Below are 16734 nucleotides of genomic sequence, written 5' to 3'. Positions count from 1 at the left end.
TTCTATAGGTATAGAATTTACTCTTGCAAGGTAGAATTTAAAAATTCATTTAACTTTGAAGGTTACATCAGTCAGGTTTCCGGTCACATAGTTGAACAGGTGCTCGATCATGCCTTTTGCATTGTCAAGAAGGGATACGCTGTCTAAGAATTCCCCTTTCTTGTTTACCAGAAGTCTTGCTACCGGGACTTCATCTTCCATTTTGACTTTCTGTACTTCTGCAGTATCAGAGATCGTAAACTCTACGTCTGTTGCACGTAAGTAGCCATATGGTGCAAGCTCTTCACGCAGAATGTAAGTTTTTCCAACCTGAAGTCGCTTGATCACATGTGGGGAATCCTTTACGGATGTCCAGGAATCGATCACGTTGCCATCCTTATCCAGTACACTCATGGAAGCCCCGTCAAGTTCTGTTCCGGTCGTGATATCTGCTTTTGTTACTTCTACCGTTGTCGGCTGGTTTTTCTTCACGGATTTTAATTTGATCGTTTTTACGTCCTGGCCCTGGTATGTGGCATCAAATTCCAGGATCTCATCAGAAGATACATAACCCGCCGGTGCCTGCAGCTCTTTCACATAGTATCTGCCAAGCGGAAGATCCAGCGTAAACGCTGCCTTACCTTTTTCGTTGCTTGTGATCTCCTGAAGCAGTGTATCTGCTTTTACAATCACCTTGTCGCCGGAAGAAATTGCTTCTTTATTGTATAATCCAAAGGTTGCACCTTTTAAAGCCTTTCCGGTCTCAGCATCCTGTTTTTCCACACTCAGCTCTACTTTCTGGCGTTCATTGGAAAATTCCAGTTTTTCTTCGATCTCCGGTGTGTTCTGATCCTTATAGATAAAGGCTACTTCCTGACTGTCTGGATTTAAGACAAATCCGGCCGGTGCTTTTGTTTCTTTCACACGGTATTTTCCAAGCGGAAGGTCTTTGATAACAGCTTCCCCATTTTTATTAGTGGTCACTGTTTTTACCAGGGTATCCTTTGCATAGATCACGTGACGGTTTCCCTGCTCGTCCACCTGATGATCCGGTGTGAAAATATCTTCTGCTGCGTAGATTTCAAATTCTGCCCCTTCCAGGGAAGCTTCTTCGTACACAAAATCCTTTTTAAAGGATTTTAAGGTTTCACCGGATTTATGGATCACCAGTTTGCCCTTGACCGGATGGTTTTCATAGGTCACGGTAATGATGGCATCCCCGCTGACGGAATCCATCTGATAAGCTGTATTCTTATCAACTTTGATCTCCACATACTGGGTATTCTGGGTGTAGCCATCAGGCGCTCTCACTTCCTCAATCCTGTAATTTCCGCATTTTAAGGATTCCGGAAGAATCAGGTAACCATTTTCGTCCGTAAAATAGGATTTATGGACAACCGTATTTGGATAGGTCGTTACCTGTTCCACGTACTTTTTCGCATCCAGGTCGTACACTTTGAATTCTGTATTGGCAAGGAGGACCGGCTGTTTGGTCTCATCATCCTGTTTCACGATCTTAAGCTTTGCTTTGAACTCATCGTCCAAAAGGACTCTCCATATCTGCGGTGTGCTGCTGTTCTCGGTTACGGTTACGATAAAATCATCTACCGGCATGAAATTATGCGGTGTTGTGGTCTCACGGACAATGTAGCGTCCATAAGGAATCGGGATGCTGCACGCATAGCCGCGTTCATCGGTAAACATTTCTGTTTTTCCATCTTCCGTAAGAACGATCGGGGTCGCATTTGTAAAGTCATAGCTTCCATCGTCCTTTACAGTCAGGCTGCTGATCAGATAAGCAGAGAATCCGGCACCTTTTAAAAGGTCCGCATCGGTCTTATCATTATCCGCTGCTTTAATCAACTGGAATGGCTGTTTGATCACGTCTTCTTTGGAAACGGTATTTCGTTTTACCGTCTCTACCTGGTCTCCTTCGTAGTCACAGTTTACATCATGCTCCTCTTCGTCCAGAAGATAACCTACTGGAGGCGTGATCTCCTTCAAATAATACTTTCCAAGATACAGATTGCTTACGCTTGCTTTTCCCTCTTTATCGGTCGTCAGGGTAGCTACCTGTTCGTCCTTTTTATAAAGGACTCCGCTCCTGCCATCCGGATGGTTAATGTCTTCCCTTGCATAGAGCCCGTAAATGGCTCCTTCAAATACGGCATCTCCCTGTGCGCTGTTTCCTGTCTCGCTGTCTTCTTTTACCAGGTCGATTGTTGCATTTACACGCTTATTTGTAAAGGTATGGCTAAAGTTTACCTTTTCTTCCTTATCATTGGTGAACTTAAAAGTGAAGGTGTAAGTATCCTCACTGTTTCTAAGGTAAAGTTCCGGTGCCTGGATCTCCCGGATGCTGTAGCTGTAATTAATCGGAAGTTCCGCTTTATAAGAAGCTTTTCCATCGGCTCCGGTCGTTGCTTTTTCGATCAGGGTTCCTTTGGGAACAACGGTCTTACCATCAACTTTGATATCTTCTGCTGCATACAGCCCGTAGATGCCTCCGGAGAGCGGATTTTTTGTCTCTTCGTCCTGCTTTTCCACACGGACTGTAGCCTTCTGGCGTTCATTTAAAAATGTTGCACTGACAGTCTGCACTTCTACGGTCTGGCCTGCATACACAAGCTCAACAGTCTTAGACTCTCCTTTGCATACATAATTATCCGGAGCTTTCGTCTCGGTTACTGTGTAGGTGCCAAGATAGAGATCCTTTAACGTAACGCTTCCGTCATCTCCGGTAACCAGATTATCCTTGACAAGTGCACCTTTTTTATAGATGAGGGTGCCATCTGCCGCCTTGATATCTGCACCTGCATAAACACTGTAAACGGCTCCTTTCAATTTCCGTTTTTCGTAGGCAAAGGTCACACCATCTTCCGTGACGGTCGCTCCAGTAAGCACTTCTCCTTCTTTATAAATGGTGAGTGCACCTTTTTGCTCTTTATCCGTTAAGTTCTTGGAAGCGGTCTGCCCCACGACCAGTTTTACCCCATAGGCTTTCGTATCCAGCACATATCCGGATGGGCCTGAGATTTCACGAAGGTAAACGGTATCCTGTGTTTTGGTGATCTTTACTTCGGATTCCCCTTTTGCATTTGTTGCCGGCATTTTTTTGATAAGTTTCGTGCAGGCTTCATCTGCATAGATGCCGCAAACGGCACCTGCAAGGAGCGCGTTGCTTCCCTTATCTTTTTTGATGATCTTGACCGTTGCTTCATCCGGCCAGTCTACCTCCAGATTCAGCTCCAGTGTATCGGTATAATATCCAAAGCCGATATCCTGGCTGTTCGCCAGCTTTAAGAGCATGGCATGGAAATTAAGCGGATAGTTGGATGTGATCGCATATTTTCCTTTCAGGCTTCCAATATTCTGGGTGGTTGCTTCCAGATGGAATTTTTCACCGCCCTTTACGCTCACATTTCCGGTCCCGGTTTTTCCTGTCGTCTCATTTACAAGGGAGACCCCGTTTTCCAGATGGATCGTGATCACAAAAGCTGCGTTTGCCTTCCATGTGAAGGTCGGGCTCTGGTTTCCATTTGCAGAAGCACTGAGCCCAGGTGTCAGCTCCATGGTCGTTGGATCCGGCATCTTTGCAAGGGCTGCCTTGATCTCTTTTAACATGTTTTTGGCAGTTGTCGAAAGGGATCCTCCAAATCCGGATTCCCCGTCATATAAATAATCGACCAGATAATGCTGCATTGCACGGGTCTCGGAGGAACAGCCGTATTTTTCCATGATGGATTTGATATTATAGCCGTTGAATGTGCCGCCCCATCCGGGACCGCCATATCCGTAAAACATGGCCTTCCTTAAATAACGGTCATCGCCGCCCTCATCCAGTTCGACCATATTTTTATAAGTCGTTCCACTTGGCGGGGACTGTTTACTGTGCTGCATGCAGTATGCATAGACGGTATAAGTCTTTCCGCCTGCTTTGTAACGGATATACTTATAGGAATCATTTCCGCCCTGTCCCATAACAGAATCAAAAGGATGCAGTTTTCCATCTGAATAATAGTAATAGGTATTAGCTTCAATGTCTGTTGAATCATCCCACAAGTCTCCATCGGAAGCTGCCATGGTACTAATACCGCCCTCAGCCTGGTCATATACCACACTTAATGCAACATCATCTTCCGGCATCTCAAAGCTGAAGGAATTTGTTCCCTCATCGTAGCTTACTTCTGCATACAGAAGATCTTCGGTATTCTCTGTCTGGTTTGCTTCGACAAGACTTGTTCCCACTGCGATCAGGCTTCCCTGCGGGATATCACCGGAAAAGTTGACCGTCTCCCCCGTCTGGTAACGTCCGTCCTCGTGGTCCAGTTCAATATTGAATTCATTTCCCTGTACGATGTCAACCTGATGGCTTCCATCCTCTGGTTCCTCATCGGAAAATTCTTCTGCTTCCTCTTCTTCTGGCTCCTCCGTTTCTTCCGGCTCTTCCAGGGTTTCCGGGGCATCTTCCGGGCTTATGGTCGGGAGGACGGGGTCTGCCTCCGGTTCGTCATCGCCGCTTTCCTGTTCCTGACCGCCATTGGATCCGTCTGTTTCTGCTTCCCTTGGTGTCACCGTAATGTTTCTGGCAACCAGATAGGCTTCCCCGGATGCGGGTGTAACAAGATATACGCATTTATAGGTTCCCGCATGGTTATAATCAAATACAGTCCCGTCTTCCATTGCTGCTTTTTTCAGTTCCACATGGTCTCCTTCAGAGAGTTTCAGTCCTGTAAAATCATTCTGGATATCAAAGGCTTCCCCTTCGGTAACCATAAGCGCAAGTTCCGGATCAGCAACGGTTTCCTCGATCAGTTCTTCCTCGCTTTTCTCCGTCTGCGTTTCTGTCTGTGTTTCTGTCTGTACCTCGATCTGCGTCTCGCTCTGTGCGGAAACGCCTCCCACCTCAGCGGCGGATACTGCAGAAGCTCCCGTCTGCAAGAGCGTAGTGCAGCACAGAGCAAAAGCCATCGCACCCGCCATCCATCTTTTCTTCCAGTTTTTTTCCAAGTGCACGTTCTCCTTTCATGATTGCTTTTTTCCCGGCAGTTTTCTTTTGGTCCGTCTCTTATCTGCATCGCTTTCTCCTTTCTTCCGGCTTTTTCAGCCAGATAAAAAGGAAACTGAAAAAAATTCCAGTTTCCCTTTTATCTGACCAAACATTTTATGCCGTCTTCCTGTGTTCTTTTTCCTCTTTTTGAAGGATCCAGTCATCCACGCCTTTGTAGTGTTCCATCCAGGTACCGGATGCATCGGTATCCCAGGTAACTCTTTTGCAGGACACATTCAGTTCCTCACAGATCTCATATAGTTTTATACAGCCTTTTCGGATCATGTCCCGCTTTCTGCGCTTTTTGGGGCATTCTCCATGATACAGATAAATTCCATGTTCACATTGCCGGCACGCACTTTTTTCATCGTGCTTACAGGACAATTCCATCATTTTATCCATGTCGTAACATTCGTAAACTCTTTTTAACCCCTGCTCTTTCAGTTTTCGCAAGACAGTTTCCAGTCCTTTATGATTGGAAACTCCAGGGACTCCGATATAAGGATTTCCTGTACACATCCATGCGATCTCTGCCTTTAAGATCCCTTCCGTTACGTAAACCGTGCCATCCTTTATTTTCCCAAACATTCCTGCCAGGCTGCCGCTTGATGTGCCTCTTTCTAAGCCGCTGCTGGTAAACCAGAGGTACTTCCGTTCTTTTAAAGGAACATCCAGCCGGATCTGGAATCCTATGATCCGTTCCTTCCCATCCCGGACTGGGCAAAGATACCCGTTATTCTTCCTATAAAAAGCAGCTTCCCAGTCACCATCCCGATTGATGAAAAATCCAGGAACCCCATCCAGGCGAAATCCCTTTTTTAAGAGCTTTCTGGCAATGGTCACGGAATTCTCATCATCCGTACTTAAAAAACCTCGTTCTTCCATCTGTCTGACCTCATTTAACGTCAGCCCACGCAGGAGAAGGTTCCTCCGGTGTGTTTCCTTAAGCTTAAGAAAAGTGAGCATTTCCTTATATACATGATCCCGGTAATCCAATTCCTCTTCCGTAAGGGAAATGCGTTTCTTTTTAGAAACGATAGAAGCGAAACCATTTCGTGTCGTGGACTGCTGTCTTTCATCCGTTCCAGGAAAAGAAAGTGCCTGACTTATCTCCCGGTAGGCTTCTTTATACCGGTTCCTTCCATAAATGCCGGATAGTTCCGCATACAGTGTCAGCATGTTCCCGGCCGCCCCGCAGTGATAGCAATGGTAAACATTTTTCAGTTCTCCATTTTTGCGGATGCAAAAACTGCATTTTCCTCTTAAATCCCCGCAAAAGGGACATTCCACCGGAAATTCATCCTGGTAAGAATCACTCAGTCTTCGGATTGACAAAAGATCTGCTACTTCTGCGATCGTAAACGATTCTCTGGCATACATGCCTTCCTCCTTTTCATAAAAGATGGCCCCGTTCCCGGAGCCACCTCAAACTATTTCTCTGTTTTCAGGCTGCTTTTTGCATTTCCTTTTCATGATCCAAAAGAATCTTCGCAGCTTTCTGTATTTCCTGATTCTGGCCTTTGTAACGCTGTACCAGCCATTTGATCGTCTGGTAACCTCTGGCATCCTGCATCATTTCCCCAAGAGGGGTTCCGGCATAGACACCAAAATTGCAGATAACCTTTTCTGCCCATTTCACTTCATCCTCTGCATCCTCTTCGTGAGCCATATCCTCCAACACTTCCTCAGCAGTCTCTTCTGGTATTTCTTCCTCTTCTTCTGCATCAAAAGAAATCTCATCATCTTCATCAAATGGAACTTCATCCGTTTCTTCTACTGCACGGAAACCGTCTGCATCCGTCTCGGCAGTAATTTCCTCATCTACGGAGATTTCCTCGGTCTGAACCGGATCTTCCGCTTTGGTTTCTTCATCGGAAAATTTTTCCAGTCCACTTTCACTTTCTTCCATTCCAAAAGTCATCTGTCCAGGAAGGTTTTCTTCTGTATCCGTCACTGCATATTCCACTTTTACAGGACCTTCTGATATGGCATTTCCATCACGCAGTTTACGGTCCGTTTTCTTTTCCATAACCGGTTCTGCCTGTTCCTGCTTTGCGGCTGTGTCCTTTTTTTCTGCCTTTTCCTGTTTCTTTTTCGGTTTTTCCGGTTTTACGGAAGCTTCCTGCTTCGGCATTTCTTCTTTTTCCGTCCCACGCATATCCGGATCGTCTATTCCAGATGCCTGCATGATGTTGAATTTATTTAAGAAATAATACTTCAGGCCATACGTCCATGCCGCACCTTTTGCTTTATCCGGTGCTTCATTGGTTCCAATGACATGCAAAAAGCTCCGTACCTTGTCTCCCGGACGGTCTGCATTGGTCCAGCACAGCTCCAGGTCAGCCTCATATCTCCAGAGTGCTCCCATTTCCTTTAAAAACACGGAATTGCCCTGTTCGTCCATCTGTGTCGGCCTTTCACTTAAGATGTCAAAATCGACCCCGTATTTATTAAGGGCCGGTGTCAGGCATTCATAGATATCATCCAGTTTTACAAAATCATAAGTAACGTCCTCACTGTACCTTTTGCGGATCAGCTTCGGCACTTTCTTCCGGATCCTGATCATCTTCTGGTTCAGATTCATGTAATTGTATTTACCCATATTATTCGTTTCCTCCTGATTTTTTCATTTTTTATACTAAGCAGAACGCGGAAGGCTTGCCTCCGGCCCTGTCCCAGTCTTTTTTAACATTTCTTCCATTTCCTCCCGGATACATCCGATACAGATCTTCTTTTTTGAGATCTCCGGAAGTTTTTCAAGCAGCCACTTCTGGGCGAAAAGCTCTGCTGCTCGCTGTGGGTTGCTTAAATATTCCAGAAACATCCAGTCAGAAAATTCCCACTTCATATCCGCAAAATGAAACTGCGGCTGATAGATCAGATCCTCCGGCCGCTTTCCTTTTTTAATAAAACGGTCTGCATTTAGTTGGATATAAACCCTGCTGATTTCCGGGATCATCTGTGCAGCTGCATACCCGCCTTTTAACAAAAGTTCATCCCATTGTTCACGGATAAGTTTCTTTCCAATGCGGCTTATCTGTGTTTCCAGTTTCGGGATCAGATCCTCACGCACAGGAAAACCAAAATCATCCGGTATCCCGATCGGCTTCAGAAAAAGATCTTCTGCTTCATAAAGGGAATACTCCGGCATGTGGATCACGGCACACCAGTTCCGGTCTGTTTTTCTGTTTTCCTTTAAACAGTCAAAGAAAAAGAAACAGTTTCCATATCTTGCCTTTATAAACAGCTGTCCGGAAAATTCTTTTACTTCACAATCCGGCGATTTCAGCCATGCGATCAGTTTTTCTGCCTCCCTGCTCTCTTTTAACCAGTCCGGAAGTTTTCTATCCATCACATACCTCCGTAATTTAGATATATGGCAGGGAATACCTGGAATACACCATCTTTGCCCGTTTTAAAAATGCAGAGCCTTTTTCTGCCTTTGCAAACCATTCCACGAAAAACCGTGTCAGGTTCTGCTGCAGTGTCCGGTGGGTATCAAGGGCATAATCCACAAATTCCCCATATCCGTCCATACTTCCTGCAAGCAGGTAGCAGGTAAACATTTTTGCCATCTGCTCTTCATCTGAAGGATTGATCTCCATTTCCTCTACACCTTCATACACCAGGCATACCCTTTCTGGCTGTTCCTTTACATGCAGACACAGATCATCGGCCATCAGTTTCGATGCTTCGTTTCGAAGATCGTAATATCTAACCTCTGAAAGACCTTTTAGCCAGGCAAACCCAAGATAAGTGTAATTGTCTTTTATTTCCTGCTGCTCTTTTGCCATGGACTCCATAAATTTTTTGTGTCCGGTGGGATGGCAGTTCAAGTATTCATCTACCAGCAGCCTTGCCACATCTTTTCCATTCGTAACCTTCATGTTTTCCTCCCATCAAAAAAAGACAGTCCATGCTGTCTCCATTCTTTTAAATCCTGTTAGTATTTTACAGTGCCAGGAATATCATATTCATGCCAGCGTTTTGACACACAGCCGGCAATTTTTTCTTCCAGAGCTAAAAGTCCTCTCTCATTCGTCTTTTCCTGCCTTGCAATGGTAATGGATTCACAGATCCCGCAGTAGATCTCGTATGCGCTGCATGGCTCATCCCCAGTAGTAGCCTTAAACTGCTCCACGGTTTCTGCAAGCAGTTTTTTTCCAAATCCCGCCTGCTTCATAATCCCTGCCATGGCATTTGCCGGATGCTCGATCCAGATATCACACAGCCGCATGACCCCTTTTAAGACTTCCCGGTAGTAATCGAAGATCGACTCTATGTTTTCCGTGAAATCTTCCATTCCTTTACAGTTTTTGTGCGTAACCTTCAGGGCATTGCCAAGGATCACATTTCTTGTCGGCTCCTGCAGGGAATAAAAAATATTCGCTCCGGACACACCAACGTCTGACGTAGTGATCCGTACAACTGCTTTTATGTCCTTATCGGTCTTTCTTCCATAATTCTGCATCAGTTCCTTATAAACATCTGTAAGTTTCGTATCTTCCAGCTGCCAGGACGCCGTAACAGAATAATGATCGGCATAGCCGTTTAAAAACGTTGCCTTCTCATAGTCCCCATGGATATATGCCGAGGTAACCATGTACATATCCGGCATGGATATGATGGCATAATCTTTTTCATCACCAGACAGGACTGCCCTTATTTTTCCTTCACAGAAACGGATCAGTGCTTTTCCTCTTGCAACCTTCAGGCATTTATTCAAGATCTCTGCCAGTGTTTTCTTATCGACATCTGCCAGGGCTTTGCCATCAATCCTGGCCCGTCCTTTCAACGATTTGATTGCTGAATTTCCTATATAACAGATCCTCTCGGGCAGGATAAGAACCAGCCTGGAATGAGATAAGGTATCTTTTTCCAGTGCTTCCAGGGAAATGCCCGGAACCTCTGTACAGGTTTCCTCTCCTGCAGCTGCCACCTTTAATTTCTTACTGGTGATCCGGATCCATTCTGCCCGGCTGTCTATCTCTTCCAGATACTCGCACAGTTCCTTTTCTGTCCGGAACTCCTTATAAAAGTCATCTTTATAATACATAATGTCCGCCTTTCCACGCTAGCTGAAAATCCGGACTTCAACAGCCTGTATCTTTCCATCTTCGATGCAAAATACATAGCCGTCTTCTGCCATCTCCATAAGCATTCCAATTTCCAGTGCATTTGCGTTTTCCCATTTAATTGTCTCCATAATCGACCCTCCTGATTTTACAATGTGTTTTCTTTTTTTGATGTTCTTAAGGTATTTCTTTTTGCAGTTTCCTTAACTGACAGTTTCATTCGTGCTCCTCCTTTCTGCTTTTTATGCAATAAAAAAAGACACAAAAAGAATCTTCTTTCCTTCTTGCATCTTCCTTATATTTTGCATATCCATTTTTTCTCATTAAGGGCAAGACCGCCCCAAAGTATTTCTTCCGGAATGTCCGGAACTAAAGAATAACCACAGTCTTTTATAGACTGTTAAATTATTTTTCATTTAAAGACTACCACAACATTTTGTGGTTGTCAATTAATTTTAACTATATATTGTGTTATTGTGTGAGCTATCTTTATTATTCTGCTACATGTTGTGACAGGCGGCATGATACCGCCTGTCTTTTCATCCGTCTGCATAAGTGCATGTATCTGAGGGGAATAGGTAATCTGTACATGCACTATGAAAACGTCTTACTCAGCGTTTGGATCCGCCGGGGAAATATTTTTGGCAAGGCTTCGCCCGTTGGCATCCGTCCCTGCTTCAAAAAGGACCGGCTGGCCACCGCTTAATTTCCGGTATCCATCCATCTGGATCTCCGAAAAGTGGGCGAAATAATCAATCCCGTCTTCACCGATGATAAAGCCGTATCCTTTCTGTGCGCTGAACCATTTCACGGTTCCCTGTAGTGTTTCTGACATGTCCTTCTCTCCTTTGCTGTATTTCCCGCAATAGTCTTTTGCGGAAACAGGGCAGCATGGAATCGAACCATGCCTGGTGCTCCCCTCCCTGCTATAAAAGGAATCTCTTCCTCTTATATTTCTTCGTTTCCCAAAAAAATCCCGTTATTGAGTGCTGCATCCACCCGGCGGATTCCTACCAGCTTCTTTTCATTTATGCCAAAATAAAACCGGTAACGTTTTCCCTCCAAAACTTTTACGTTTTTATCCAGCAAAAGTTCACTCTGCCGTCCGGCCGGATCACTTACCCGGATCTTCCGTAATCTTGCAAAGGGATTTTTCCCGTCTATCCCGGTTACCAGCCCTTCCACGATTTCATAGGTCTTTTTATCCGCGGTGCGGAAAATAAGATATGTTCTTATAAACCCGATAATCCCAAGCAGGAAAGACCAGAAAATAAAAGTTTTGTCTTTCATCCATGTTCCCATAAATGATCCGAAAAGCAGGATAAAAAGAGACAGGATGCCATATCGCTGGATCCTGTCCTTAAAAAAATCCGGTATATTCTGATAACGTGTTCCAAAATCTTCCAAGCATCTATACAGCCTGTGCCAATACGGATGTTCCGTTTGCTTCAAGGCAGTCCTCCCTTCTTATGTTGTCGATCACAAGCTGTTTCTTATAGTAAAGCTGCGCTACACGGCTTATAAATTCCCGTTGTATCTGTTCCTGGAGGGAATCTGCTAAATTGGGTTCCCTGCTTTTTGCCTCTTCTTTTAAACATTTCAGGTGGCAGGAAACATCCCCTTCTCTTTGAAGATAGGAAAGTAGCTGGTATTCCTCTTCTGTAAGCAGCGGTTTTTTAAAAGCCCTCAGTGAAAACTTCAGTCCTTTTCCCATGGAAAGGGCTTCCATAAAATGCTTCATGCGTTCTGTCCGTGAAAAGGCCATGGGAGCCATGACTGGCCGGCTGATAATGCTGTATACAGCTTCCTCTCTGGTACATCCTTCTGTCAGCACAACCAGGCCCCGCTTTACCAGACGGTTCAGGCAAAACTGAAAATCCTCTTTGTCCGCCCATTCCTGTGCCTGCTTTTCTCCAAGGCTAAATACAAGAAGACGATGCATCTGGGAGTGGACCTTATCCTCTTCACAGAAAGACCAGGTGAGCGCAGCCCACAAAATAGTTTCCATTTCTGTAAGTACTTTTTCTTCCCCATCTACCCAGACACAAAACCTTCCATCTGCATCATCTTTTTTCATTCCGATTGCTGTATACCATCTCATGACATTTCCTCCTTGTCATTTTCACTCTTTCTAATCTCTGCTTCTGATCTGTTTTCTTTTATATAACTTGTTACCCATACATCATTTCCAGGAGTTTTGGAAGTACATACCCCAAAAGCATGCCTGCTGCCGTACAGATTCCGATATTCGGCCGCCGCAGTTTCCATACTTCCTGTGTTTTGGTCCCGATAATCCTTGTTCTTCCCGGTACGATCCACCTGAGTTTCCGATAAAACTCCATGAATCCCTGATTGTCAAAGCCAAAGGATCGTACACAGAAAACATCCCGTTCCTGTTCTTCTTCATCCAAAAGGAAAAAGCTTTTCTGTTCTTTCCCTTCTTTTCGGATCACGATATAAAATTCTGGAATTCCCCGTCTGGTTCCTTCTACGATCTTATCCATCTCATCGTAAAAGATCCTGCAGGACTCATATTTTCCGTTTTTTTCCGGCTGGCAGACTGCCAGGCTGTCCTCTTCAAGTGCCATATAACAGTTTTCTGCCTCCATGATCCTCCGACTGATTTTTATGGCCTGACGAAGAAGCAGGATTATCGCAAGCGCCAGTGCAGTACACAAATATACAAGATCCCAGCATCTTTTCTGGTATATGAAAAAGTATGCGCTGATTCCCTCTGCCACACTGCATATTGCTGTCATAATAAAATACTGTTCTTTAAGGTCCATCAGATGATATACATCATCTTCTGTCGCCTGTAGTCTCAAGGGCATCCATCCTTTCCGTCATGCCACGCTTATTTTATCCGGGGATTTCTTTTTTTCCTCTCGGCTTTTTATATAGTCTGTACATTCCCGGATGGTCTGTTCACACAGGTAATAAGAAAATTTCCCGATATGTGTGTCCTTTTCCCGGAGATTCAAACGGTTCTGAAGCCAGATATATGTGCTGTGTTTGGTCATATAACCATTTTTCCAGATTGCATCCAAAGCTCTGTGTGCTTCGATCCGCTTATTACGCAGATCGCTGTCAGCCATGGTTCCCATGGGACGCATACTTTTTTTGTGTGCCCCAATGTATGAATCACAGGAAGGATAGCCGCTGCATACATACAGGTATTTCTCCGGATCCAGGTTGTTATCTCCATAGACATAAGCTGCAGGCCTAAGTACCCCGGGTCTTTTGCAATATGGACAGTACAAGGTTTCCCGCATCTGTTTTTTCTTCTTTTTTGCCATCTGACGTCACTCCTTTCCATCTTTATCTCCGATGTTAAAGAAATCCCTTTTTCTGTGTCAACAGAATTCTTTGAAAATTATAAAAACATTTTCAGGAAGCTCTTTTGATAAGCCTTGTGATAATGCCTTCTGCCACTTCATAGTTGTCGTTGATGCGGGTCACCACAAATCCGATCTTATCTTTCTTTCCCGGAAGTGCGGACATATTGCAGGAATGTGCCACGGCATTGACTCCGATATCAAGGCGGATAAAATAGGTTCCCTTATAGACTTCCGTAATGATTCCTGTATATTTTCCCTGTTTATGGCATTTCCGGAGGTTATCTTTATTGATATTGGCTGTCGGACTCTTTGCATCCACTTCTATAATGATCTGGTCAACAGAGCTTGCTTCCACCTTATTGACCATGACCAGCACCAGATCGCCTACCTGGAATTTTTCTCCGGCATCTACCATCCACTCCCAGGCCATGTCCCTGGCCCGGACAGATACTTCTACACCAAAGACTTCCAGGCGGACTGCTTTGGGAGCTACCGCGATCACCCTTGCTTCTACGATCCTGCCTTCATAGAGCATTGGTTTTTCTGTATCTTCCCCAAGGTAAAAAGTCTGTCTCTTTTTAAGCATTGCATCTTTTCTGGATGCTACAACGCTCCGGCTCTTGTTATCCAGATCTTTGATGATGAAATCAATGTCACAGCCGAGCATGTTGTTAGCAATACGGACCTGACGGTTTAAGGTATCCGCGTTTTCACGCCCGTCTCCCTGAAGGTTGATCATCATTTCATTCATTGGGATAATGATCCGGAAACCATTAAAGTATGTAACAGCAACCATCCATCCACTCTCCAGTTTTTCAATGCCCCCGAGCTGGCCCGTCAGGATCTTTCTGGTACGATGTGCATTCAAAAGCTGATGCCATCTGGCTTCTTCCTGTTCCTCCATACTTTCAACCTGCGCGTCTACATCGATTGTCAAAACACCATCGTAGACTGCACGCGGAACATCTTTTTCCCCATTTCCCGCCAAAACTGTTTTTTTGGTATCCTCCATATACTTCCTCCTGTTCTTATTTATTTTTTGTCTTCTCTGCTCCATCCAGAAAACTCCTTTTCCTCCGGTACTCAGGAAAGACAAAAGAAGACACAAAAAAAGCAGCCCGTTTAAAGCTGCTTTCTTCATGCCTTCTTTTTACAGATACCATTCTATAATACATGGAATTCTATGTCAATATTACCTCGATTGCAATAGTGTCGCATATTGATTCCTTTTATGAAGCCTGTACGACAGAAGGATTTAGTAACACTAAGAACTGCCAGATTCCTGTGTCCTTATAGAAAATTCCATCTCATATGTAATTGTTTCATTATATAGTGTTTATTTCTTCCTCTTAATCGTCCCCAATAAGACAACCGACCTTCTTGTACATTTTTAAACTATAGATATTACGGAACAGTTGCAGTAGATATATATTTTTTCAAATAGCTGAAGGATAATACCTGATTATCTGTTATTTATATACATAATACATATTGAATTTTAGTAAAACTAGAGGATACATAAAAATGCCATTAACCAAAGAACAATTTCTTAAACAATTAAATTCTGATTGTTATTTCTCCACATACTCTTCTGCCATATGTACTGCCATAGCACCATCTGCCACTGCTGTTACTATCTGACGAAGTAACTTTGTTCTGACATCTCCTACAGCATAAACACCCGGAATACTCGTTTCAGTGTTTTCACCTGCCACAATATATCCTTTATTATCCAGTTCTATCTGATTACCTAAAAAATCTGTTGTCGGTTTTCTTCCTATACTCACAAACAGGCCGTCACATTCTATAATGTTTTCTTCTCCTGTAACTGTATCTTTCAACCGCACACCAGTCAATCGTTCTCCATAAATCAGTTCATTTACTGTATTGTTCCATCGAAACTCTATATTTTCAGTTTTCATCAGCTGGTCATGGTAGATTTTCGTTGCACGTAATGTATCTCTTCGATGAACAATGATGACTTTCTTAGCAATTCGACTTAAAAGAACAGCATCTGATACAGCAGAATTTCCACCACCAACAACCACCACGATCTTATCTTTATAAAACATACCATCACAGGAGGCACAATAAGCAACCCCATGACCTATCAATTCTTTTTCTTTAGCAAGGCCAAGTTCTCTTGGATTTGCTCCAGTAGCAATCACTACTGTTTTCCCAATATAAATTCCCGAACTAGTTTCTACTCTCTTAAGCTTTCCTGTTAAATCCATATTATAAACTTCAGCATATTCACTTTTAGCGTCAAATTTTTCCGCCTGTTTTTGCATTTTCTCTGCCAATGAAAATCCGTCAATTCCATTTTCAAAACCAGGATAGTTATCAATCTGCCAGGTCAATGACATCTGACCACCTGCAGATAATTTTTCTATAACAATTGTATCAAGTCCTGCTCTGGCTGCGTATAATGCTGAAGTATACCCTCCAGGTCCTCCCCCTACGATAATCATATCGTAAACATGATTTTCATTCATACAGCAGTCCTCCTTTTATTTTTCCAATGCTTCATTAATAAAATTCTCTATCATTATTTTTGATTCAGGTGCAACAATAGAATCTATTGCCTTTCCATTTCGATATAAAACCAGCGTAGGAATCACCTCAATCTTTTCAGCTTCTGCAATCTGCGGTTCTTCATCAATATTTACTTTTCCAGCAACAAGAATATCGCTGTATTCTTCACTTATTTTTTCATAAGCTGCTCCAATTCTACGGCAATAACCACACCACGGTGCCCAGAAATCAACCAAAACCGGTTTTTCCTTATGAATTAATTGTCCAAACTTTTCTTTATTTATATTTATAGATGTCATATTTTTCAACTCCTTCTCCTATTTGAACTTAATATACCCCAAATAAGTGCTTGCTTCCGTGATGATATCACAGAAAAGTTGATTTACTTTATTACGCTTTTTTACTTCTATTTACAGCATATGTCAGTTATATAATTGACTCTTCTCAATAAATTAAGTATACTCTCATCTTTGACAGTTACAAAAAGATGGGAGTATTATACGTTCAATTCATTATTTTCGGCAAGTAAGAAATAATCAATATGAGAATCACATAACACAAAAGGATGTACTGCGGTAACTTCTACATTACCTTGGCACATCCTTTCGTACTATTATTTTTTGCTATTCTTCTTAATGGCAGCTGTGGCTTCCACATCCATGCTCACCACATGTATGTCCTTCCCCGTGGTTGTGCTCATGGTGAGAACATTTCACATCCGGATTATACTCAAGTGTTTCATTGATAAAAGCTTCTA

Annotated in this window: 14 protein-coding genes and 2 pseudogenes; all 16 read right to left on the bottom strand. The window is 43.5% G+C overall.

The window, feature by feature from the left end:
• Window positions 1–51: 51 nt before the first annotated feature.
• Window positions 52–4755 (bottom strand): annotated as a pseudogene (locus LIR34_RS16820) (SpaA isopeptide-forming pilin-related protein); the annotation flags it as partial.
• Window positions 4756–5143: 388 nt separating this feature from the next.
• Window positions 5144–6409, bottom strand: a complete 1266-nt coding sequence (locus LIR34_RS16815) for a hypothetical protein (RefSeq protein ID WP_173903353.1) — start codon at window positions 6407–6409, stop codon at window positions 5144–5146.
• A gap of 64 nt (window positions 6410–6473) precedes the next feature.
• Window positions 6474–7631 carry an ERF family protein gene (locus LIR34_RS16810; RefSeq protein WP_173903352.1) on the bottom strand — a complete coding sequence of 386 codons (1158 nt, stop codon included), beginning with the start codon at window positions 7629–7631 and terminating at the stop codon, window positions 6474–6476.
• 36 nt (window positions 7632–7667) lie between these two features.
• Window positions 7668–8381 carry a hypothetical protein gene (locus LIR34_RS16805; RefSeq protein ID WP_118752870.1) on the bottom strand — a complete coding sequence of 238 codons (714 nt, stop codon included), beginning with the start codon at window positions 8379–8381 and terminating at the stop codon, window positions 7668–7670.
• 16 nt (window positions 8382–8397) lie between these two features.
• Complete coding sequence (locus tag LIR34_RS16800) at window positions 8398–8916, bottom strand: hypothetical protein (protein ID WP_173903351.1); 519 nt, start codon at window positions 8914–8916, stop codon at window positions 8398–8400.
• A 56-nt stretch (window positions 8917–8972) separates the two neighbouring features.
• Window positions 8973–10085 (bottom strand): hypothetical protein, encoded by a 1113-nt coding sequence (locus LIR34_RS16795; protein ID WP_173903350.1) that lies wholly within the window; start codon window positions 10083–10085, stop codon window positions 8973–8975.
• A gap of 18 nt (window positions 10086–10103) precedes the next feature.
• A complete protein-coding gene (locus LIR34_RS16790; protein WP_005423021.1) occupies window positions 10104–10235 on the bottom strand; it encodes a hypothetical protein in 132 nt (43 codons plus the stop codon).
• A gap of 476 nt (window positions 10236–10711) precedes the next feature.
• Window positions 10712–10939, bottom strand: coding sequence for a cold-shock protein (locus LIR34_RS16785; protein WP_173903349.1), 228 nt, complete (start codon window positions 10937–10939; stop codon window positions 10712–10714).
• A gap of 113 nt (window positions 10940–11052) precedes the next feature.
• Window positions 11053–11556: a hypothetical protein gene (locus LIR34_RS16780; RefSeq protein WP_173903348.1), complete on the bottom strand. Its 504-nt coding sequence runs from the start codon at window positions 11554–11556 to the stop codon at window positions 11053–11055.
• Window positions 11516–12205, bottom strand: coding sequence for a hypothetical protein (locus tag LIR34_RS16775; RefSeq protein ID WP_173903347.1), 690 nt, complete (start codon window positions 12203–12205; stop codon window positions 11516–11518). Before LIR34_RS16775 ends, LIR34_RS16780 begins: the two co-directional genes overlap by 41 nt.
• Window positions 12206–12275: 70 nt before the next feature.
• Window positions 12276–12929 carry a hypothetical protein gene (locus LIR34_RS16770; RefSeq protein ID WP_173899946.1) on the bottom strand — a complete coding sequence of 218 codons (654 nt, stop codon included), beginning with the start codon at window positions 12927–12929 and terminating at the stop codon, window positions 12276–12278.
• An 18-nt stretch (window positions 12930–12947) separates the two neighbouring features.
• Window positions 12948–13400 (bottom strand): zinc-finger-containing protein, encoded by a 453-nt coding sequence (locus LIR34_RS16765; RefSeq protein ID WP_118235520.1) that lies wholly within the window; start codon window positions 13398–13400, stop codon window positions 12948–12950.
• 91 nt (window positions 13401–13491) lie between these two features.
• Complete coding sequence (locus LIR34_RS16760; protein WP_110925766.1) at window positions 13492–14454, bottom strand: S1 RNA-binding domain-containing protein; 963 nt, start codon at window positions 14452–14454, stop codon at window positions 13492–13494.
• Between the two features lie 559 nt (window positions 14455–15013).
• Window positions 15014–15937, bottom strand: a complete 924-nt coding sequence (gene trxB / locus LIR34_RS16755; RefSeq protein ID WP_173746639.1) for a thioredoxin-disulfide reductase — start codon at window positions 15935–15937, stop codon at window positions 15014–15016.
• Window positions 15938–15952: 15 nt separating this feature from the next.
• Window positions 15953–16276: a thioredoxin family protein gene (locus tag LIR34_RS16750; RefSeq protein WP_015524989.1), complete on the bottom strand. Its 324-nt coding sequence runs from the start codon at window positions 16274–16276 to the stop codon at window positions 15953–15955.
• 333 nt (window positions 16277–16609) lie between these two features.
• Window positions 16610–16734, bottom strand: a pseudogene (locus tag LIR34_RS18025) (DNA-binding protein); the annotation flags it as partial.

The organism is Blautia sp. MSK17_66, assembly GCF_020538025.1.
Classification (GTDB): Bacteria; Bacillota; Clostridia; order Lachnospirales; family Lachnospiraceae; genus Blautia_A.
Note: the sequence above shows the minus strand (reverse complement) of the source record. Positions and strands in the feature narration are given on the sequence as shown.